Source organism: Streptomyces sp. NPDC059002 (assembly GCF_042740435.1).
Lineage (GTDB): Bacteria > Actinomycetota > Actinomycetes > Streptomycetales > Streptomycetaceae > Streptomyces.
The window spans coordinates 1-20429 of the sequence record NZ_JBHYJI010000083.1; the positions used below are offsets into that span (position 1 = coordinate 1).

16 protein-coding genes, 1 tRNA gene and 1 pseudogene are annotated in these 20429 nt (G+C 72.6%); 7 read left to right on the top strand and 11 right to left on the bottom strand.

Going from position 1 to position 20429, the window contains the following annotated elements:
• Positions 1-45: 45 nt before the first annotated feature.
• Complete coding sequence (locus tag ACFWZ2_RS40040) at positions 46-1878, bottom strand: putative bifunctional diguanylate cyclase/phosphodiesterase (protein ID WP_384554490.1); 1833 nt, start codon at positions 1876-1878, stop codon at positions 46-48.
• Positions 1879-2205: 327 nt separating this feature from the next.
• Between ACFWZ2_RS40040 and ACFWZ2_RS40045 the strand changes: the two genes are divergently transcribed.
• Positions 2206-3486 carry a M6 family metalloprotease domain-containing protein gene (locus tag ACFWZ2_RS40045; protein ID WP_384554492.1) on the top strand — a complete coding sequence of 427 codons (1281 nt, stop codon included), beginning with the start codon at positions 2206-2208 and terminating at the stop codon, positions 3484-3486.
• A gap of 84 nt (positions 3487-3570) precedes the next feature.
• Here ACFWZ2_RS40045 and ACFWZ2_RS40050 read toward each other — a convergent pair.
• From ACFWZ2_RS40050 to ACFWZ2_RS40080, 7 genes are all read right to left on the bottom strand, one after another.
• Positions 3571-3644, bottom strand: a tRNA-Lys gene (locus ACFWZ2_RS40050).
• A complete protein-coding gene (locus ACFWZ2_RS40055) occupies positions 3635-4264 on the bottom strand; it encodes a bifunctional DNA primase/polymerase (RefSeq protein WP_384554493.1) in 630 nt (209 codons plus the stop codon). Before ACFWZ2_RS40055 ends, ACFWZ2_RS40050 begins: the two co-directional genes overlap by 10 nt.
• A gap of 154 nt (positions 4265-4418) precedes the next feature.
• Positions 4419-4772 (bottom strand): hypothetical protein, encoded by a 354-nt coding sequence (locus tag ACFWZ2_RS40060; protein ID WP_384554495.1) that lies wholly within the window; start codon positions 4770-4772, stop codon positions 4419-4421.
• A gap of 377 nt (positions 4773-5149) precedes the next feature.
• Positions 5150-6511 (bottom strand): AAA domain-containing protein, encoded by a 1362-nt coding sequence (locus ACFWZ2_RS40065; protein WP_384554497.1) that lies wholly within the window; start codon positions 6509-6511, stop codon positions 5150-5152.
• Positions 6511-8106 carry a hypothetical protein gene (locus ACFWZ2_RS40070; RefSeq protein ID WP_384554499.1) on the bottom strand — a complete coding sequence of 532 codons (1596 nt, stop codon included), beginning with the start codon at positions 8104-8106 and terminating at the stop codon, positions 6511-6513. The genes ACFWZ2_RS40065 and ACFWZ2_RS40070 overlap by 1 nt, the downstream gene beginning before the upstream one ends.
• A 163-nt stretch (positions 8107-8269) precedes the next feature.
• The gene (locus ACFWZ2_RS40075) at positions 8270-9484 is read right to left on the bottom strand and encodes a hypothetical protein (RefSeq protein ID WP_384554501.1); all 1215 of its coding nucleotides are present in this window, start codon (positions 9482-9484) and stop codon (positions 8270-8272) included.
• Positions 9381-10334: a phosphatase PAP2 family protein gene (locus tag ACFWZ2_RS40080; protein ID WP_384554542.1), complete on the bottom strand. Its 954-nt coding sequence runs from the start codon at positions 10332-10334 to the stop codon at positions 9381-9383. Before ACFWZ2_RS40080 ends, ACFWZ2_RS40075 begins: the two co-directional genes overlap by 104 nt.
• Before the next feature lie 225 nt (positions 10335-10559).
• Between ACFWZ2_RS40080 and ACFWZ2_RS40085 the strand changes: the two genes are divergently transcribed.
• The gene (locus ACFWZ2_RS40085) at positions 10560-11153 is read left to right on the top strand and encodes a histidine phosphatase family protein (protein WP_384554503.1); all 594 of its coding nucleotides are present in this window, start codon (positions 10560-10562) and stop codon (positions 11151-11153) included.
• A 209-nt stretch (positions 11154-11362) separates the two neighbouring features.
• On the opposite strand, the gene ACFWZ2_RS40090 is transcribed toward ACFWZ2_RS40085, so the two are convergent.
• A complete protein-coding gene (locus ACFWZ2_RS40090; protein WP_384554505.1) occupies positions 11363-12817 on the bottom strand; it encodes a tetratricopeptide repeat protein in 1455 nt (484 codons plus the stop codon).
• A gap of 318 nt (positions 12818-13135) precedes the next feature.
• Between ACFWZ2_RS40090 and ACFWZ2_RS40095 the strand changes: the two genes are divergently transcribed.
• On the top strand, positions 13136-13627 hold the full coding sequence (locus ACFWZ2_RS40095) for a hypothetical protein (RefSeq protein WP_384554507.1): 492 nt from the start codon (positions 13136-13138) through the stop codon (positions 13625-13627).
• A 55-nt stretch (positions 13628-13682) separates the two neighbouring features.
• Positions 13683-14543, top strand: coding sequence for a spermidine synthase (locus tag ACFWZ2_RS40100; RefSeq protein WP_384554508.1), 861 nt, complete (start codon positions 13683-13685; stop codon positions 14541-14543).
• A gap of 9 nt (positions 14544-14552) precedes the next feature.
• Here the strand turns inward: ACFWZ2_RS40100 and ACFWZ2_RS40105 are convergent, their stop codons facing one another.
• Positions 14553-15068, bottom strand: a complete 516-nt coding sequence (locus ACFWZ2_RS40105) for a hypothetical protein (protein WP_384554510.1) — start codon at positions 15066-15068, stop codon at positions 14553-14555.
• Between the two features lie 97 nt (positions 15069-15165).
• Between ACFWZ2_RS40105 and ACFWZ2_RS40110 the strand changes: the two genes are divergently transcribed.
• The 3 genes and pseudogenes from ACFWZ2_RS40110 to ACFWZ2_RS40120 all read left to right on the top strand — a co-directional run.
• Positions 15166-15870 carry a response regulator transcription factor gene (locus ACFWZ2_RS40110; protein WP_384554512.1) on the top strand — a complete coding sequence of 235 codons (705 nt, stop codon included), beginning with the start codon at positions 15166-15168 and terminating at the stop codon, positions 15868-15870.
• The gene (locus tag ACFWZ2_RS40115; protein WP_384554514.1) at positions 15867-17237 is read left to right on the top strand and encodes a sensor histidine kinase; all 1371 of its coding nucleotides are present in this window, start codon (positions 15867-15869) and stop codon (positions 17235-17237) included. Before ACFWZ2_RS40110 ends, ACFWZ2_RS40115 begins: the two co-directional genes overlap by 4 nt.
• 497 nt (positions 17238-17734) lie before the next feature.
• Positions 17735-18690: pseudogene (locus tag ACFWZ2_RS40120) on the top strand (chitinase); the annotation flags it as partial.
• 66 nt (positions 18691-18756) lie between these two features.
• Here ACFWZ2_RS40120 and ACFWZ2_RS40125 read toward each other — a convergent pair.
• Positions 18757-20406 (bottom strand): bifunctional aspartate transaminase/aspartate 4-decarboxylase, encoded by a 1650-nt coding sequence (locus ACFWZ2_RS40125; protein WP_384554516.1) that lies wholly within the window; start codon positions 20404-20406, stop codon positions 18757-18759.
• Between the last annotated feature and the right edge of the window lie 23 nt (positions 20407-20429).

Below are 20429 nucleotides of genomic sequence, written 5' to 3' on the forward strand. Positions count from 1 at the left end.
CGACTGCGGCTTTTCGCGCGCTGAGCGCGCAGTTCCCCGCGCCCCTTACGGGGCGTTTCGCAACATCACGGAGATACGATCCGGCGGCACAGGCCGCGAGTACAGCCACCCCTGCCCCGTGTCGCACCCGATGCGACGAAGCCTCCCGGCCTGAGCCGCGGTCTCCACGCACTCCGCGGTCACCGTGAGCCCGAGCCGGTGCGCGAGCTGCACCATCGCCTCGACGATGACCTCGTCGGCGGGGTTGAGGTGCGCCTCCCCCTCCTCGTACAGGAAGCCCCGCACGAACGACCCGTCGAGCTTCAGCACGGAGACGGGCAGGCGGCTCAGATAGGCCAGGTTCGAGTACCCCGTGCCGAAGTCGTCGATGGCGATCCGTACGCCCATGTCGCTGAGCGCCTGCAGGGCCTGCAGCGGCCGCCCCGCGGAGCCCATGACGGCGGATTCGGTGAGTTCCAACTGCAGGAGTTCCGCGGGGAGTCCGGTCTCGGCGAGGATCTCCGCGACATCGGCGACGAGGTCGGAGTCCCACACCTGCCGCACCGCGACGTTGACGCTCACGAAGACCGGTTCTCGCTCCGGATGCGCGAGTTGCCAGCGCCGCGCCTGCCGGCAGGCCGTCTGCAGCACCCACCGGCCGAGCTGCACGATCGACCCGTCCTCCTCCGCCAATCCGATGAACCGATTCGGCGTGAGCAGCCCGAATTGCGGGTGCCGCCACCGGACGAGCGCCTCGACACCGCGTACGTCCTCGTCGGCCATGCCCACCAACGGCTGGTAGTCCAGGACGAATTCACCGCGTTCGACGGCGGGCCGCAGCGAACTGGCGAGCGCCTGGCGGGTCATGCGGTGCGCGTTGCGCTCGGGGTCGAAGAGCGTCCAGCGGGCCTTGCCGTCCGTCTTCGCCCAGTACAGCGTGGTGTCGGCGGCCTGCATGAGCCCGGTCGTGGTGGTGCCCGCCGCGCGCCGCTCGACGACGCCGATGGACGCGGAGACGGAGAGCCGCTGCCCGGAGAGGTCGAATGGTTCCTGCAGCGCCTTCAGGACCGCCTCGGCGAGGTCCGCGAGCTGCTCGGTGCCGGTGGAGTCCTCGACGAGCAGCGCGAACTCGTCGCCGCCGAGCCGCGCCACGAGGGGCGCCGTCGCCCTGCCGTACCCGGCCTCGTCGGCGCAGTGCGTGAGCCGCTTCGCGACGGCGGCGAGCAGCCGGTCGCCGATCCGGTGGCCGAGGGTGTCGTTGACCGCCTTGAACCCGTCGAGGTCGAGATAGCAGAGCCCGATCCGGCCGGTGCTCGTGTCGTCGTACGCACCCGCTTCGAGCGCGGAGGTGAGCCGCTCGAAGAAGAGGTTGCGGTTGGGCAGCCGGGTCACGGGGTCGTGCATCTGCACATGCCGGAGCCTGGCCTGCAGCTCGCGGCGCGCGCTGATGTCGGACGCGGCGAGCAGCACGGTGCGCCCGCCGCCGCCCCTGCCCCCGCCCTGCGCCTCCGGCATCGGCGAGACCGTGACCTGCACCCACAGGGAGTGCCCGTCGGGGTGCTTCAGACGGCGGGTGCAGCGCAGCTTGGCCTGGCGGCCGCGGAGCACCTCGCGGTACGCGTGCCAGGTGCGGGCGTCGGACGCGAGGTCGACGAGGTCGGCGGCGATGCGTCCGGCGAGGTCGGCCGCGGCGGTGCCGAGCAGCCCCGCGAGGGCGTCGTTGGCGCAGACGACGAGGCCGTCGGCGTCGACGACGGCGAGGGGGAGCGGGGCCGCGGCGAAGGCGGCGCGGTAGTCGCCCGGGGCCGGATGGCGACGCTCCGTGACGACGGTCCCGGTCTGGCCGGGCGCAGTGGCCGCCGTGGGCCTGGGCCTCGGCCCTTCTGACGTTCCGTTCACCGCTTGCTCCCGCAGTGCAGTTGTTCTCGAACAGGTCTCGTCGGGCGGCGGGCAGCTGGCGGGCGAGGCCGTAAAAACCCGGGCCCGCGCAGGAAAGTCTGCCGATCATAGAGGGACGCCGGAGGGCCGTTCCAGCCGCGCCACGGTGTGGGGTGCGGCCCACCCCTCACGGCAGATCGTTTCTGCTCGGCAGTGAACTGGTTCCTTTGTGAGCCGATCGCTTGTGACGTTCTGTGAGCGTCCGGGTGTCGCTCGCGTACCCGTCGCTCACTCGGAAGGGCCAGACAAACAGGGCGAACTTCAACAAAACATCACAGGGTGGGTGGGGTGTCCCGCATTCCGCACCCGGAGGTCGACGTGCCGCGTCAGCTCCCCCCTTGGGGACTCACCCGTGGAGGGGAGAAGTCCCCCCTGCGCACCACCGCGGCCTTCCTCACCTCACTGACCGCCCTGGCCGCCACCTCGCTGGTCGCGGGCCCCGCCATCGCCGAGTCCGCCGGGGGTCCCTGCGCCCTGCGCCGCACCCCCGCGCACCACTCGGAGGGCCTCGACACCTGGAACACCGCCTATCCGCGCCCCACCCGGACCCTCGACGCGGTGATGGTCTTCCTGTCCTTCCCCGACTCCCCGCCGCTGACCACCCCCGAGGAGCTGACCGCCGACTACTTCCCGGCCACGAGCCGGTTCTTCGAGCGCGCCTCGTACGGCAAGTTCTCGCTGCGTCCGCACCCGCAGCGCGAGTGGGTGGAGATGCCGGAGGACTCCATGTCGTACGCCATACAGCGCGACTGGAACGCACAGCGCCGCAGCGCCTATCTGCGCGACGCGGTGGCCGCGGCCGACCCGCACGTCGACTTCTCGCGGTACGACATCGTCTACTTCGTCGCCGACCCGGACGCGCCCGGCGTCGACTCGGACGCCACGAAGGTGGTCAACTTCGACCGCCCGCTGCGGGCCGACGGCACGGACCTCCGGCGCATCGTCACGGTCTTCGAGCGGCATCCGCCGGACCGCAACGTCCTGGCCCACGAGACGGGCCACGTGTTCGACCTGCCGGACCTCTACCACCGGCCCACCGACGGCAAGGGCGACTGGGACACCTATGTCGGCGACTGGGACGTCATGGGCAGCCAGTTCGGCCTCGCCCCCGACCTCTTCGGCTGGCACAAGTGGAAGCTGGGCTGGCTGGAGCCGCGGCAGGTGCGCTGCGTGACCGGCGGCACGGAGCGGCTGACCCTGGAGTCCCTGTCGGCGTCCCCCGCGCGCGGGGCCCTCGGCGGCACCAAGCTCGCGGTGGTCCGCACGGGCCGCGAGACGGCGATCGCCCTGGAGGCCCGCGGCCCGGCGGGCAACGACCACGCCACGTGCACCGAGGGCGTGCTCGTCTACCAGGTGCGGGGCGGCACGGCGTCGGGCGGCGGCCCCATCGAGGTCGTCGACGCCCATCCGGAATCGGAGTCCTGCTGGGGCGACTCGGTCTATCCGCAGCTGGCGGACGCCCCGGTGCGGGTGGGGGAGAGCTTCACGGTGCCCGGCGAGGGTGTGCGCGTCGAGGTGGAGGGGCGGACGGCGTCGGGGGCGTGGACGGTGAAGGTCACGGCGGGCTGAGGGCCAGGACGCGTCCACCGGCCCCGGAGCCCGGCCGCACACGCAAGAAGCCCCTCGCTTCCGCGAGGGGCTTCTTGCTGTCTGTGCGCCGCCAGGGACTCGAACCCCGGACCCGCTGATTAAGAGTCAGCTGCTCTAACCAACTGAGCTAGCGGCGCCTGCTGACGTCGTAGACCTTAGCATCCTGATCGGCGCCAGGAAAAATCGATATGCGCACCGCGGATGATGCTGCCGAGCGGGCCGCGCGGACACAGGCCCAGAGCACCACCTCGGGGCCCGGCAGCCAGGGGTGGCGGGTGTCGGGGGCGACCAGCCAGCGCGATTCCAGGCGGCCGGGGGCGGCGTCCCGGGGGGCGGCGGAGAGCGGCGGCACGGTGATCGCGTCGCCCGTGCCGTGGCACAGGACGGAGGGGACGGCGCTGCCCCACTCCTCCCACTCCAGGAGCGAGGGCAGCCGCTGGGCGGTGCCGGGGGCGGCGAAGAGCAGCATGCGGCCGCGGTGCGCGGCGACGGGGCCCGAGCCGGGGCCTTCCTCCCATAAACGGTCGAGCATCCGCCGTCCGAAGACCGCGGGCACGCTCACCACGTCGAAGGCGGAGCCGCAGGGCAGGACGGCGGGGGCGGTGGGGTGGCTGCGCCAGTGGCTGAGGGCGCTGCGCGGATACGTTTCGGCAGAGGCGAGCCAGGCGGCCCCGTCGGCCGTCACGTCGCAGGCGTCGCGGACGGGGCCGGTGGGGGAGAGGGCCGCGGGGGTGTGGAGGGGAGTGCTGCTGCTCATGGCAAATACATCTACCGGTAGTGAGCATTCCATTTCTGAGAGTTGCTAGAAATCGGGACAACAAGGGGTGGGGTGGGGTACCTTGCCCGCTGGCATATGCCAGATGATCTTTACGAGGGGCTCCCGGGACGCCCCCGAACCGGCGGCCGCCCGCTCAGTCCTGGCGCTCCGTGCCGCCCCGCAGCAGGTCGCGCCCGAACTCGACCATCTTCTTCGCGTAGTCCTCGGTCCACTCCGCGCGCTCCGCGATCAGCGCGGTCGTCAGCCGGTCGAAGCGGCGCGGATCGGCGAGCTGGGCGGCCGCGATGGCCTGGAACTCGACGGACCGGTCCGCCGCGGCACGGAAGGCGTGCGTCAGCTCGGTCGCGCGGTCCAGGAGCTCCCGGGGGTCCTCGATCGACTCCAGGTCGAAGAAGTGCTCCGGGTCGGCGGCGGCGTCCGCCGGTTCGAAGAGCAGGGGCGCGGGGCGCATGCGCTGCTCGGTCCGGGGCCGCTCGGGCTCCGCCATGGTTCGTCCTCCTCGTACGGTGCGGGCCGTCCGTCCGGTGTCCGGCCGACTCTCATTCTCCCTTGCCGCGCAAGGGGTCGCGGGCCCCGGAAGGGGCGCGGGGAACTGCGCGCGCAACCACGAAGAAGCCGCAGTCGCGTCCGCGGGGACCTCGGCAGACGCGACTGCGGCACGTCGCGCGCCGGGCGCGCAGTTCCCCGCGCCCCTAACGGGGCCACCTCACCCGGTGCTCCGCGAGGCGGGCGAGCACGGCGTGGTTCGCCTCCCACCCGTCGGGGCTGTTTCCCTTGGCCGCCTCCGGCGGCGTGCCGGACTCCGTCCGGCGGATTTGGGCGGCGCCGCGCTGACCGCCCGCCGAGCAGGCGACGGAGTGGCCGTCAGGGGCGCCAGATCACCCGGTGCTCGGACCAGTGGTCCCATGTGGACATCATTGCCTCCCACCCATCGGGGAACTTGACCGTGACGCCCAGCTGGACCGGCTCGGTCGAAGGGTGGTCGTCGAGGAGGGCGGAGACGCCCGCGCGGCACACCACGATGCAGGCGTGGCGGTGGCGGGAGGCCAGGACGCAGAGGCGGCCCGTCTCCAGGTGGAAGGCCGTGGCGTCGGGGCGGCCCGACAGGGGGTGCAGGACGACCGTCACGTCGTACTCACGGCCCTGGAGGCGGTTGGCCGTGTCCACCGTGACATCCGCGACGCCCAGGCCCGCGAGGGCGGCACGGACCGCCGCCGCCTGGTCGCGGTGGGCCGTGCCGACGGCGATGCGGTCGGCCGTGAGGGGGGTCGGGTCGGGGTCGCGCTCCGAGGTGGCGGCGCCGCCCCGGTCCAGGAGGCGGCGGACGACCAGGGCCACCGCGCGCACGGCCTCGGGGTCCGTGCGCGGCGTGTTCCTCGCGGGGAGTTCGAGCAGGCCCCAACCCGCCCGCGCCGCCTCGTCGATCACCCGGTCCGGGCCCGAACCGTCCGACTCCACCGCGAAGTTCAGCGCCCGGTCGTCGTGTCCCGTGCCGCTGCGGAACGGCGTGTACGGGTAGAAGGCGTCCGAGACGAGCGGGGCGGCGGAGGCGGGCAGGCGCCAGGACACCGGCAGACGGTGCTGGGGCAGTTCGGGATTGTGGGCGAGGAGCGTGGTCACGGCCGAGGCCGACGGGTCGTACGAAAGTCCGGCCCACTGCTCGGCGCCGACGATCGAGAATGGGTCCAACTGCCCCGGGTCGCCCACGAACAGCGCCCGTTCGAAGAGTCCCGCGACGGCGAGCAGCGCGTCCGACCGCATCTGGTACGCCTCGTCGACGATGGCGTGCCCCCACGGCGCGTCCAGCTGGTCGACCTTGACGTGCGCCCACTTCGCGGCCGTCGAGATGACGACGTCGAGGCCCGCGAGATCGCCCGCCTTGGTGGACTTGCGGACGTTCGCCAGGTCGTCGAGCGCCTTGTCGTACGGGTCGGGGTCGCTGCTGTGCAGACGGCCCACCGGCAGCTCGGGGTCCTTCTCGGCGAGGCGCAGGACCAGGTCGTCCACCTGTGCGTTCGTCTGCGCGATCACCATCAACGGGCGGCCCGCAGCGGCCAGTTCACGGGCCGCGCGGACCACGAGCGTCGACTTTCCTGCGCCGGGCGGGGAGTCGACCACGACGCCGCGGTGCGTGCCGTGCAGCGTGTCGTGGAGGATCGCCTCCGTGGCACGCGCGGCCTCGGCGCCGGGGTCGAAGGCGCCGCCCGCGGGCGGGGCGAGCTGCATCACAGGGTGTCCTCCGCGGTCACGGGGTCGGGGCTCTCGGCGGCGTCGGAGGGCGGACCGCCATGGGTCCACGGGGTGGCCTCCGGGTCGGGCAGCTTGGGGCCGCCGCGCTGCTCGTGCTCGAAGAGCGTCCAGCAGATCCGGTCGCCCTTGACCGGCACGGAGCCCGCGTCGGGTTCCTTGCCGCGGCCCATCTTGTCGGTGAGGCGCAGGACGACGAGGCTGCTGGGGCCGCCGTCCTCGTAGGCCACGAACTCGGCGGTCTGCGGCTTGCCTTCGAGCGAGCGGTACACCTTCGTGCGCTCGCCGAGGTGGGGCTGGTCGTCCGTGCGGACGGTCACCAGGGGGCGCGGCCGGGGGCTCCTGGCCTCGCTGTACGCCATGACGACCTCGGTCACCTCGCCGCTGAACGCCTCGCCCGCGAGCCGGCGGCCCGCCATCACCAGGGGGTCGTCGAGGGCCTCCTGGGCGTCGAGGCGGGCCTGTTCGCGCTCGCGCGTGGCCAGCTTGTTCGCCGCGGTGACCGCGTCGTCGACGCGCGGCTGCGGGGGTTCGCCCGCCGTCACCCGGTCCCGGTGGCCGGTGAACGACCAGCGGTCGCGGGTCCAGCGCTCGGCGGCGTGCGCGGCCACCGGCAGCGTGCACAGGGCGTCGAGCCCGCGCCACACGGCGTCCCAGGTGGGGCGGGTCCTGCTCTCGACCAAGGACTGGATCTCGCGCTCCGCCGCGGTGAGGGCGGCGAGGCGGGTGTCCGCCTCGACGCCGTCCTCGGCGGCGGCCAGCGCGGCGCGGGCGCGGTCGTAGCGCTCCATGGCCGGGGCGAGCAGGTCGTTGTCGAACGCCGGGTCGGTGGCCGGGCCCGCGGGCGGGCACAGGAGCTGGCCCGCCTCGTCGCGCGCCAGCTCGGCACGGAGCGCGGCCTCGGCGCCCGAGGTGCCGTCGGGCGCCTCGATCCAGGCGAGCAGCGCGCCCAGATGCTGGTCCTCCAGGCTGGACTGGCCGGTGGCCCAGTGCCGGGAGAGCAGCTCGGTCATGGCCGTGAGCAGGGCGGATCCCGGGACGCGGGCGCGCTCCCCGAAGTGCGTGAGCCAGCGGCCGAGCAGGGGGACGCGGGGCGGGGCGGGATACGGGGTCTCGGGATCCTGCTCGGCGGTCCTGCGAAAACGCATGGAGCGGCCAAGGAGGCGCACGAACTCGATGCCCGCGCGGCTCGGCACGATCAACTGCGGTGCGTCCGCGCACAGTTCGACCTCGACCTTGACGCGCTTGCCGGTCTCGGGATCGGTCTCGTTGCGCTCGGCCGCCTCGACGTCGGCCGCGAACCCGTCGACGTACGGCAGGACGATCTCGGCGAGCTGCGCGAGGAAGGCGAAGCGCAGGTCGCGGTCGCGGGGCTGGGGCACGACGAGGAGGCGCGGCGAGGTGCGCTCCGTGCCCACGAGGGCGCCGAGCGGGGCGCCTGCCTCGCCCGCGGTGGTGAGGGGGACGAGAACGAGGGGGTGCTGGGAGATGTGCCGGTGGCGGACCGTCGCACGGGGCTGTGCGCGTCCGGTCTCCACGGCTTCCAGCCGGGCGAGGCTGTCGATCAGTGACACGTGCGGCCCCTCTTCGTCTGCGGGCCGTGGCTGGTTGGCCCGCCGCTTCGCGGCGGATTTCCCCCACCCACCCACCCGTTTACCCGGCACCGAGCCGTCACCGAGGGAGGAAGAGGAAAGGGCAGGCGGGTGGGAAAGCGACACCCGGTCGCCGAAAGGGCGGTCAGCACTCCGCACCCCCCAAGGCGCCAGTGCCGGAAAAGGCGCCCGCGCCGGAAACCGCCTCTTGGCGCAGGGCCGCCGCCCTGCGCAGGGCCGCCACCGTGGGGTCGGTCGGGTCGCCCGTGGTGCCCATGGCCGCCGAGAGGACCTCGCCGATCGTCGTCAGGCCGCCGAGCTCGCCCCGGATCGAGCGGCCCAGGGAGGTCACCTCGCCCTCGTCGCGAGCCCGGTCGCGGCAGTGGAAGGCCAGCTCGCAGGCGGCCAGGCACTCGGGTGCGTACGTCGCGGGGACCGCCTCGACCGCGGCCGTCAGCTCGGCGGCGGGGCGGCGCACGTCGAATGTCGTGCCGGTGGGGAGCCCGGCCGCGATGTCCTCGACACGGGTGAGGCGGGCCAGCTGGCGCCGCGTGACCGAGAGCTGCTTGCGGACGTCGATCGCGGACGCCGTGGCGAAGTTGGAGAAGTCCTTGGGGCAGACCAGGAGGACGTGGTGCCGCACCCGGGGCGGGGTCTCCATGCGCTCGGCGATCCGCTCAAGGGCCAGTGCGTACACCGCCGCCTGCCGGGCCGCCGCGCCCACCTTCGCCGCGTCGGCCGAACCGTCGATCATCGGGAAGGACTTGATCTCGACGACGGTCCAGGTGCCGTCGGGGTGGACCACCACCGCGTCCGGCTCGAGGAAGGCGGGCGTCCCCGCGACGTCCAGGGCGAGCATGGGGTGGTCGAGGAGCGTCCAGGCCGCCGCCGACTCCGTGGCCTCGCGCAGCGCGAGCGCGGTGCGGGCCGCCCGGCCCTCGGGTCCCGCGGCCGACAGGTCGGGGACGGCGGACTCGCCCGGTACGGGCTCGGGACCGCCGCCGAGCCGCCCGTGCGCGAGCCGCAGCAGCTCCGCGCCGCCGTCGGCCTTGACCCGTGCCTCGAAGGCATTGCCCCGCATGAACGCGAACTGGGACTGGCCGAAGCCGGAGGGCGAGCCGAGCGACTGGGCGAGCGCCGTCTTGTCCACGCCCGCGCCGTCCAGGAGCGCGCGCCGTCTGCACCCCGGGTTGGCCGCGAGCGCGGCGAGAGCGCGGGCGTCGAGAGGGCGCGGGGGAACGTCGGCGCCGCGCAGCTCAGCGAGCCGGTGCCGGAGCGCCGTCCCCCGCGTCGGCGGGGTGGGCGCTCGGCTCGGCGCCGGGGTCGGCACTCTGCTTGCGCTGTCGGGGAATTCGCTCACCTGCCGAAGTCTGGCACCCGGCACTGACAATCGAGGGCTCAGTGGCGGAAGGGGTTTTCGGGGTGCGCGCGAAGAGCGTGCGCAGCCGTTCCATCAGGGGATCGGTGAGCCGTCGCACGGGTCGTACGAGGAGCAGGCCGATGCCCATCACGACGGCGCCCGCGACCGCGTCGAGGAAGTAGTGGTTCGCGGTGCCCATCACGACGATCGTGGTGATGAGCGGATAGGCGATGCCGGCCGCCTTGGCCAGGGGCGTGCGCCCGTGCCGCCACAGCATCACGCCGCACCACAGCGCCCACCCCACGTGCAGGCTGGGCATCGCCGCGTACTGGTTGGTCATGCCGCCGAGCCCGCGGGGCGCACTGGCCTCGCCGCCCCACCAGCCGTAGGTGCTGTACTGCGCCATGGTGTCGACGAAGCCGTGGCCCTCGCTGAGCAGCCGCGGCGGGCAGGTGGGCAGGAGCGTGAAGCCGACCAGGCCGATCATGGTGGAGATCATCAGCCACGCGCGTGCGGCGCGGTAGTGGACCGCGCGGCTGCGGAAGAGCCAGATCAGGACGGCGGGCGTGACGAGATAGTGCAGTGAGGCGTACCAGAAGTCGGCGGGGACGCCGATCCACGCGTGTTCCGTGAAGAGACGGTTCAGCGGGTGTTCCGCGTTGAGCCGCAGCAGCTTCTCGATCTTGAGGATCCCGAGTCCGTGGTCGACGGCACTGGCGACATCACCGCGGACGACCAGGCGGCCCGCCGAGTACGCCGCGTACACCAGCACGATCAGCGGCAGCTCCGTATACCAGCGAAGCCGCTGTTCGGATATGCCTCCGGTGCCCGGCGCGTCGATCTTCGGCATCCGGTCGGTCCCCCACTCGTCTCTGTTCACGCGGCGTACGCCGCCGCATCACCATACGGCGTACGCGAAGGGGCGCCGAGGCGTCCCCCGGTGGTCTTAGACGCAGAGATCGGCGGGTGGGTTGCCAGCCCGGGCGAGCGCCTGATCGCGGGTGGGTGATGATGGAGAGGGCGGGCACTCCCTGTCCGTACATAGCAGCAAAAGTCCACTTGAAGAGGTCCCCCCATGGCACCCCGCATCCTGCTGGCCCGGCACGGACAGACGGAATGGTCACTGTCCGGGAAGCACACCGGCAGGACGGACATCCCGCTCCTCGAAGAGGGCCGCCGCGGTGCGAAGCTCCTGGGGGAACGGCTGCACCGCGCTCCGTACGACGGCCTGCCCGGCGTCGAGGTGCGCACGAGCCCGCTCTCCCGCGCGCGGGAGACCTGCGAGATCGCCGGGTTCGGGGACCGGGCCACCACGTGGGACGCGCTGATGGAGTTCGACTACGGCGCGTACGACGGCATGACCCCCGCCGACATCCAGGCGGTCCGTCCCGGCTGGCTCATCTGGCGGGACGGCGTCCCCAGGGGCGAGACGCTCGAGCAGGTCTCCGCGCGCGCGGACGAGGTCGTGGACTGGGCGCGCTCCGCCGACCGCGACGTGCTGGTCTTCGCGCACGGCCACATCCTGCGGGTCATCGGCGCGCGCTGGCTCGGTCTCGGCATCGAGTTCGCCGCCCGCATCCGCCTCAACCCGACGTCCCTTTCGACGCTGGGCTGGGCCTACGGAGAGCCCGCCGTCGAGTCGTGGAACGACACGGGCCACCTGTCCTGACGGACGACCGCCTAGGGTCTGTCCGGCGGATCAGGCCGCATGCGGGTGGCGCCCACCCTTCGGTGCTGGTGAGCGGGGTCTGGTGCGTGCAGCTGCAAGGCGGAGGAGGGCGGCAACGCAGTGGGGTCTCCCCTGCTCGAGCGGAGCCGCGAGCTTGGGGGAGTGCGTGCCAGACCCCGCGTCCCGCGGCATGATCCGCCGGACAGGCCCTAGCCCACCCCGGGCAGCGAGGCGTGCCGCTCCAGGAAGCCGCCCACGCCGCAGGCCCTGCGGTGCGGAAGCAGCACGCGCGCGGTCGTCGCGAGCATCGACTGGATGCGTGACGACTGCACCTCGCCGAGGAGTGAGAGCACCCGCAGGCCCGCCGTCGCCGCCTCGTCGGGGCGGCCCGCGCGGGCCAGGTCGTCGGCCAGCTCGGCGGTGTAGAGCGCGATGTTCCGGGTGAACTGCGGGGTCTGGGACGACGCGGTGGCCGCCGCGCGCCGCGCGTGCCCGGCCGCCCGCTCCCAGTCCCCGAGCGCCGACCAGCACTGCGCCTCGAGGCCCTCCAGTTCGGCGGGGCCGTAGAAGCTCATCCACTCCGGGTCGGTGTCCGACGCCCCGCGGTCGAAGAGGGCGTGCGCGCGGGTCAGCGCCTGCTCGCAGCCAGCCCGGTCGCCGAGCCCCGCCCAGCCGCCCGCCTCGCGCAGCGCGACGAGCGAGAGCAGCCGGTGCGAGCCGAGGTGCCGGGCGGCGCCGGTCGCGGCCTGCGCCGCCCGTACCGCCTCCCTGGGCCGTCCCGCGTCGCGCGCGAGGAAGGCGGAGTTGCAGAAGGCGTGCGCCTCCACGCCGGGGTCGCCGGCCATCCGCGCGGTGGCGAGGGCCTCCGCGTAGTGCGAGCGCGCGTCGTCGAAGCGGCCCGAGTCGTGCGCGAGCCAGCCGACGGAGATGGCCAGTTCACCGGCGCCCGCGTGCAGCCGGTCGGAGGTCGACTGCCGGGTGGCGCCCGCGTCGAGCAGGGTGTAGGCGGCCCGCAGGGGGGCGGCGGCGCGCCGGTAGAGGCCGTCGGCGCCGTGCCGGTCGTCGAGCAGCCTGATCTTGCGTACGGCCTCCTCGACCGCGCACGCCTCGGCGGCCCCGACCCGCCGTCCGCGCAGCCCCGCGGCCTCGGCCTGGCCGCCCAGGGACAGCCCGATGGGCCCCAGGGCGGCGGCCACGGTGGCCGTGGAGCCCGTCATGAACGCGCGACGTTGCACGTCGCTCTCCTCGTGGATCTGGATCGCGTACGGGTCGCAGACGCGGGGGTCGGACCCGGACGGATGGGACTCGTAGAGCTGGATCGTGGTCTCTGGCTGGATCGTGATGTGCGGCAGGGGCGCCTCGGTCCTGCCGCGCGCCCCCCTTCCGCGCACCTGGGCGCGGGGCGCGAACCCCAGATCCGTCAGCGTCCTGCCGGGGAACATGTGCAGGAACACACGCTCGTAGGCGTAGTTGGGGCAGCGGATCTCGCCCGCCTCGACGCGCCCGACGTAGCGCGCGTCGCAGCTGACCCGCTCGCCGATCTCGCGGGCGGCCCGCCGGACCGCCGCGGCGAACTCGCCCGGTGAGCGTGGTCCGCGCAGCTGCCGGAAGACAAGATTCGGTCGCGGGGACTGAGTTGACGATGCCATCGGTGACGACGCCATGGCCGGACCCTCTCGTGCGGATCGTGACCCTCGACATGCGGATCGTGCCGGACCGCGTCGCACGCCCCCCCGTGCACCTGAGATGTCCCGTGGGGCTGCCCCTGTTCCGGCGGAGCACGAACGTACAGGCTGTGAGGGGTCCGGCACGCGGAGTTTGGCTACAAACCGGATATCTCACCCGCGATCCGCCATGAACTGCCATCCTTTGCGGCGGCGTGCCGCAGTGCCTGTTGACGCCCGCTCGCGTTGAACCATGCGGAGTGGGAGCTACGCGGCTTCCACTACTGGCGAGGAGGGGTTCCCTTGTTGGAGGTCCGCATGGAGAACAGCGTCTCCGGTGCGACGAGCGGCGCGTCCCCGGCATCACTCACGACGGCACGACACCGGCCCACCCCGGACGGCAGCGACCTGCCGGGCGGCCCCGCGCCCTGCGACGACGAGTGCTGCGACCTGGTCACGGTCCCGGCGCGGCAGGGCCTCGAAGCCGTCGACATCCTGCGCCGCGGCGCGGGCGACACCATCGGTCCCGTGCTGCACGACGGGAGCTGCGACACCCTCGGCTTCCTGGTGCCGCCCGGCACTGCCGACGGCTGGGACCTGCCCGGCAGCGCCTGCACCCAGACGTACGGGCGCGGCATGAGCGGCTACGCGGACCCGGAGCCGGGGCCCGCCGTCCCCGAGCCGCCGGTCGCGGGCACCGGCTGGCTGCTGCCGCCCGGCGAGACCGATCCGGTCACCGACCCGGCCGTCCTGCGGGCCGCGCTCGGCCAGGCCGCCCGCACCATCGAGGCCGCCGACAACTGCCGCTGAGCGGCCCCCGCACCGCCGCCGGGCCGCTTCCCCGCCGGGCGCCGATAATGGTTCGATGGCAAGGAACAAGCGGGGCAGGGAAGTGCGGGAAGCCGTCGTCGAGAAGGTCGACGGCGGGCTCGCCGAGCTGATGCCCGACCGGGACAGGCCGCGCGCCTGGACGCTGCTCGTGGACGGCGCCCCGCAGTCCCACGTCGACCTCGACGACCCCGCGCACCTCGCCTTCGAGTACCAGCGCAGGCTCGGCCACATCGCCGACCTCGTCGCCCCGCCCGGCAAGCCGATCCAGGCCCTGCACCTGGGCGGCGGCGCCTTCACCCTCGCCCGCTACATAGCCGCGACCCGCCCCCGCTCCACCCAGCAGATCGTCGAACGCGACGCCGCCCTCATCCAACTCGTCCGCCGTGAACTGCCGTTGGACCCGCAGGCCCGGGTGCGGGTGCGCGGCACCGACGCCCGCGAAGGGCTCGCGAAGATCGCCGACGGCTGGGCGGACCTCGTCATCGCCGACGTCTTCAGCGGGGCCCGCACCCCCGCGCACCTCACCAGCACGGAATTCCTCACCGACGTACGCAGGGTCCTCAAGCCCGGCGGCTTCTACGCCGCCAACCTCGCCGACGGGCCGCCGCTGGCGCATCTGCGCGGCCAGCTCGCCACGGCCGCCGCGCTCTTCCCCGAACTCGCGCTCGTCGCCGACCCCACGGTGCTGCGCGGCAAGCGGTTCGGCAACGCGGTGCTCCTCGGCTCCGACCGTGCGCTGCCCGTCGCCGAGCTGACCCGGCGCAGCGCCGGCGATCCGCACCCCGGCAGGGTCGAACACGGCCGCGGGCTGCGGGACTTCAGCGGGGGAGCGGCGGCCGTCACCGACGTGAGCGCGGTCGCGTCGCCCGCGCCGCCGCCCTCGGTGTTCCGGTGACGGTGCCCGTCAGTACGTGTTGATGTCGACCCGCGGCGCGGTGTCGTGCCAGGTGCAGAAGACCGAGACCTTGGCCGCGCCCGCGGTGAACTCCACGCGGATCCACGTGTCCTGCTTCCACGTCTGCACCGACCAGCCCGCAGCGGGGACCGCGGAGACCAGCGTCGCCGAGTCCTCGCCGATGTCGAAGACGACCCGGCCGCCCGCGGTGTTGTAGCCCTTCACCGCGCCCGTGCCCGATTCGGTGGGCGGCGGCTTGGTGGGGGTGTTCGGCTTGGTCTTGGAGGTTTTGTCCGCGTCCGGAGTCTTCGTCGGCGCAGGGGACTTCGACGGCTTCTCCGTCGGCGTGGACTCGGGGCGGTGCGTCGACGAGGACAGCGGCTCCGCGTCGTCCGCGAGCGGCAGGGCGCGCGGCGGGTCGTACACGGTGCCGGACATCACCGTGTGGACGCCCCACCAGGACAGCGTGACCGCCGCGCCCGTGGCGAGCGACCAGGCGATCGTGTGCATGAGTCCTCTGCGCATCGCGGGCCATACTGCACCACGCACCGCACAGATGTCCTGAGGGGGGCCGGGCTCCCAGGGACGACCGGGTTCCCCCGTATGGCGTACGGTGCCGCCCATGGCAAGTGTGCTCGTCGTCGAGGACGACCAGTTCGTACGCTCCGCCCTCATCCGGCACCTGACCGAGGCCACGCACACCGTGCGCAGCGTCGGCACGGCCCTGGAGGCGCTGCGCGAGGTCGCCCATTTCCGCTTTGACGTGGTGATCCTGGATCTCGGCCTGCCCGACCTCGACGGTTCGGAGGCGCTGAAGATGCTGCGCGGCATCACGGACGTGCCCGTGATCATCGCCACCGCGCGGGACGACGAGGCGGAGATCGTACGCCTCCTCAACGACGGCGCCGACGACTACCTCACCAAGCCGTTCTCCGTCGAGCACCTGTCCGCGCGGATGGCCGCCGTGCTGCGCCGCGCACGGGTCACGGCGGGCGACGCGCCCGCCAGGAACGTGATCAGGGTCGGCGGGCTCGCCATCGACCCGCTGCGGCGCCAGGCGGAGCTGGACGGGGCGCGGCTCGACCTGACCCGGCGCGAGTTCGACCTGCTCGCCTTCCTCGCCGGACGGCCCGGCGTCGTCGTACCCCGCAAGGAGCTGCTCGCCGAGGTGTGGCAGCAGAGTTACGGGGACGACCAGACCATCGACGTACATCTGTCGTGGCTGCGGCGGAAGTTGGGCGAAACGGCCGCGAACCCCCGCTATCTGCACACGCTGCGCGGGGTCGGTGTGAAGCTGGAGCCGCCGCTGACCGGGCCGCCGCTGTGAGGTGGGCCCTCGTCAAGGTCTGCCTGGCCGTCACGACGATGGTCGTGGTGGCCTTCGCGGTGCCGCTCGGCCTCGTCATCAAGGAGATGGCCAGGGACCGGGCCATCTCCAACGCGGAACGGCACGGCGCGGGCATGGGCCCCACGCTCTCCATCACCACCGACCGCGAGCAGCTCACCCGGGCCGTCGCCACGTCCGAGGCGGGCGGCGACGGGCGGATGGCCGTGTACGTCCCGGCCATCGACGACCGGCCCGCCTTCGAGGTCGGCGACCCGCGGGCCGGGGCGCGGGCCGTGGAGGCCACCCGCAAGAAGGGCCGGGCGCAGACCACCGGGGTGCCCGGCGGTTTCGTGGTGCTCCAGCCCACCGTGCTCAGCTCCGGCACGGCCGTCGTGGAGATCTTCGTGCCCGAGGCCGAGATCAGCAATGGCGTGACCACCGCATGGGTGGTGCTCGCGGGCGTGGGCATCGCGCTCGTCATCGGCTCGGTGGCGGTCGCGGACCGGTTGGGCGTACGCATGGTCCAGCCCGCCAAACGCCTGGTGGGCGCCGCGCACGACCTCGGCGAGGGGAAGCTCGGCGCGCGGGTGCCCGAGGAAGGGCCGACGGAACTGCGCCTGGCCGCCGTCGCGTTCAACTCGATGGCGGACCAGGTGGTGCAACTCCTGGCGAACGAGAGGGAGTTGGCGGCCGACCTGTCCCACCGGCTGCGTACGCCGCTCACCGTCCTTCGGCTGAATGCCGCCTCGCTCGGCGACGGGCCCGCGGCCGAGCAGACCCGCACCGCCGTCGAGACGCTGGAACGCGAGGTCGACACCATCATCCGCACCGCCCGCGAGGCCAAACCGCAGACCGTGACGGTCGGCCCCGGAGCGGGCTGCGACGCGGCCGAGGTGATCAGGGAGCGGATGGCGTTCTGGTCGGCGCTCGCGGAGGACGAGGGGCGCGAGGTGCGGGTCGCCGGGGTCGACCGGCCCGTCCGCATACCGGTGGCGCGGCCCGAACTGGTCGCCGCGCTCGACGCGTTGCTCGGCAACGTCTTCCGGCACACCGCCGAGGGCACGGCCTTCTCCGTCGACGTGCACAGCGGGGAGGACGCGGTGATCGTCCTCGTCTCCGACGCGGGCGCGGGCATCGCCGACCCCGAGTCGGCGCTGGCCCGCGGGGCGGGGTCCGGGGCGGACGGGTCGACGGGGCTCGGCCTCGACATCGTGCGGCGCCTCGCGGAGTCGACGGGCGGGGATGTGCGGGTCGGCAGCTCGGTTCTGGGCGGGGCGGAGGTTCGCGTCTGGATCCAGCGGGATTCTCGGGGGCCGGTTGTCGGACGCGCCGTGCGGCGCCGCAGGCGGGCGGCCGGCTCGGGCTGAACGGTGGGCTGCCGCCTGCGTGTTCTTTGGGTGCGGGTGATTCGTGGCTGGTCGCGCAGTTCCCCGCGCCCCTTACGGGGGCGCCTCGTTGTTCTTTGGCTGCGGGTGCGTCGTGGTCGCTCGCGCAGTTCCCCGCGCCCCTGACTGCACCACCTCGCGTCCCCGACAGGGCCCCGTCAGGGGGCGCGGGGAACTGCGCGACCAGCCACAGCGCACCCGCAGCTGTAACCCCACCTGTAACCCCACCTTTAGCCCCACCTTTAACCACCCCCGATCCCTCCCTTAAGCGCACCCTAAGATCCCCGGCTCGGGCCGGAGTTACCCGTTTTGTCGCCCCTCACGCGGCTAGCGTGATCGCACCCCCAGCCCCGCAGAGCGACAAAGGTAGGCACGGCATGAGCAGCACGCACCGCCGCACGGTGAGCACCCGTTCCAAGGTCATCGGGGGGATCGCCGCCGCCTCACTCGTAGGGGGCGGCGCCTTCCTCTTCTCCGGGACGGCCCTCGCCACCAAGGCCCCGGCCCCGGCTCCGGCGAAGAAGCCCGCCAAAACCGCCAAGGCAGCCGCCAAGTTCGCGCCCTTCGTGGACACGTCCCTCGCCCCCGCCTACGACCTCGTCGGCACCGCGAAGAAGACCGGGGTCAAGGAGTTCAACCTCGCCTTCATCACCTCGGGCGGCGGCTGCGAGCCCCTGTGGGGCGGCGTCACCGGTCTCGGGGACGACAAGGTGGCCTCGCAGATCGGTGCCCTGCGGGCGAAGGGCGGCGATGTACGGGTCTCCTTCGGGGGTGCGGCCGGGTCCGAGCTGGGGCTGAAGTGCGACAGCGCGGGCTCGCTCGCCAAGGCGTACGGAAGGTCGTCGACGCGTACAAGCTGACGAAGGTCGACTTCGACATCGAGGGCGCCGCCCTGCCGGACACCGCGGCGAACACCCGTCGCGCCCAGGCGATAGCCAAGCTGCAGAAGCAACACCCGGGCCTGAACGTCTCGTTCACGCTGCCGGTCATGCCCGAGGGCCTCACCCCGCCCGGCGTCGACCTGCTCGCCAACGCCAAGAAGAACGGCGTGAAGACCTCCGCTGTCAACGTCATGGCGATGGACTACGGGCCCGCCTACAGCGGCGACATGGGTACGTACGCCGTCCAGGCCGCGACCGCCACGCAGAAGCAGGTCAAGTCCGCGCTCGGGCTCTCCGGCAAGGCCGCGTGGAAGGCCGTCGCCGTCACGCCGATGATCGGTGTCAACGATGTGACGACCGAGGTGTTCAAGGTCGACGACGCCCGTCAGCTCGTGAAGTTCGCCAGGGCCAAGGGCATCGGCTGGCTGTCGATGTGGTCCTCGACCCGTGACAAGGCCTGCCCGGGCGGCGCGGCCAACTCCGCGCAGCCGACGTGCAGTTCGATCGCACAGCAGCCGCTGGCGTTCACGAAGGCGTTCGCCGCGTACAAGTAGCCACCGCCCACCCCGGAAGAGGGCGCCCCGGCCGGAATCCCCCCACCCGGCCGGGGCGCCGCCCTGTCAGGCCCTGGATGCCTGCCACTCGGCGGCGTAGTCGTTGAAGATGCCCCGCAGATGGTGGCCGATCTTCAGGTAGTCGAGGTCGTCGAGGTTCGCGAGCGACACCCGCACCGACCACTGCGGGCCGTCGAAGCCGCCGCCGTTGAGCAGCACCACGTGCGTCTGCTCGGCGAGCCGGAACAGCGGGTCGACGGGCTCGTAGTTCTTCTCCAGGAAGTCCGCGAAGTCCTTGCCGTGGACGCGTTCGGCCTCCGCGAGCAGGTCGAGTTCGATGTAGTAGCCCGCCCGCTTCGGGTCATCGGCGATCTTCATCTGGGCGCCTTCGAGCAGCAGGTCGAGCCGCTGCCGCACGATCGCGCGGATCCGCGCCTTGTACGCCTGGCCCTCCTCCAGCATGTCGAAGAGCGAGAAGAGCGTCATCATCATCTGCTGGGGGAGCGAGAGGCCCGCCGTGTGGTTCAGTGCGACCTGCCGCGAGTCGGCGACCAGGCGGTCGATGAAGCGGATCTTCTCGGGCTCCAACGACAGTGTTCCGTACCGCTTGTTGAGGCGTTCCTTCTCCGCGGCGGGCAGGCCCGCGATCATCTCGTCGATGACGTTGTCGTCGTGCAGGCCGATCACGCCGAGGCGCCAGCCCGTGCAGCCGTAGTGCTTGGAGTACGAGTACACGAGCAGGGTGTTGCGCGGCAGGTCGGCGGCGATCGAGCGGAAGCCCTCCACGAACGTGCCGTACACGTCGTCCGTGACGAGCAGCAGGTTCGGGTTCTGTGTCGCGACGATGTCCTTGATCTGGTCGGCGACGCGCTGACTGAGCGCGAGGGAGGGCGGGTTGGAGGGGTTGACGATGCAGACGAGCTTGACCGCGGGGTCCGCGAGCTTGGCGACCTCCTCGGTGGGGTAGCGCCATTCGCGGACGCCGGTCTCGGTGAACAGGCTCGCCTCGACGTTCACGACGTCGAACTCGTACGTGTCGAGCTCGGGGATCTCGATGTACGGCGTGAACACCGGCACCATCAGGGCGATCTTGTCGCCCTTCTTCAGGATCCCGTTCTTCATGAGCGAGTCGAAGATGTAGCACATCGCCGCGGTGCCGCCCTCGGTCGCGAACAGCGACAGATTGTCCGCAGGCGGCTTCTTGTCGAACATCTCGTCGGCGAGATAGCCGCGCACGATCGTCTCGGCGTGGGTCAGCATCCGGTCGGGGACGGGGTAGTTGTCGCCGATGGAGCTGTCCGTCAGCTCGTGGACGAACGCGTCGCGGTCGAAGCCGAAGCGCTCGACGGCGTACTCGACGCAGTTCTGCAGGAGTTCGATGCCGGGCAGGTCGGGGTGGCGGCGTACGAACGTGTCGAAGCGCTCGCCGGATCCCGGCTTCTCCGGCATGCCGCCGAGGTTGTCGGCCGTCCACACCCGCCGGGACTCGGAGAGGGCGAAGTAGCCGAGGGCGTAGAAGGCCTCACGCGGTCCCGTGGCGGTCCAATTGGGGTTGCCGCGGCCCGCGTTGAGCATCTGGGTGCTCGACTTCTCCTTCTGGCCGGGCTTGTCGGCCTGCGCCTCCTGGGCGATCCGGATGAACTTGTCCTTCAGCTCGAAGGGGCTGAGCTGTGCGAACGACTGGATTTCCTCGCGGGTGAAGGTGGTCTTCGGCACGGTGCTTCCTTACGTCTCGTACG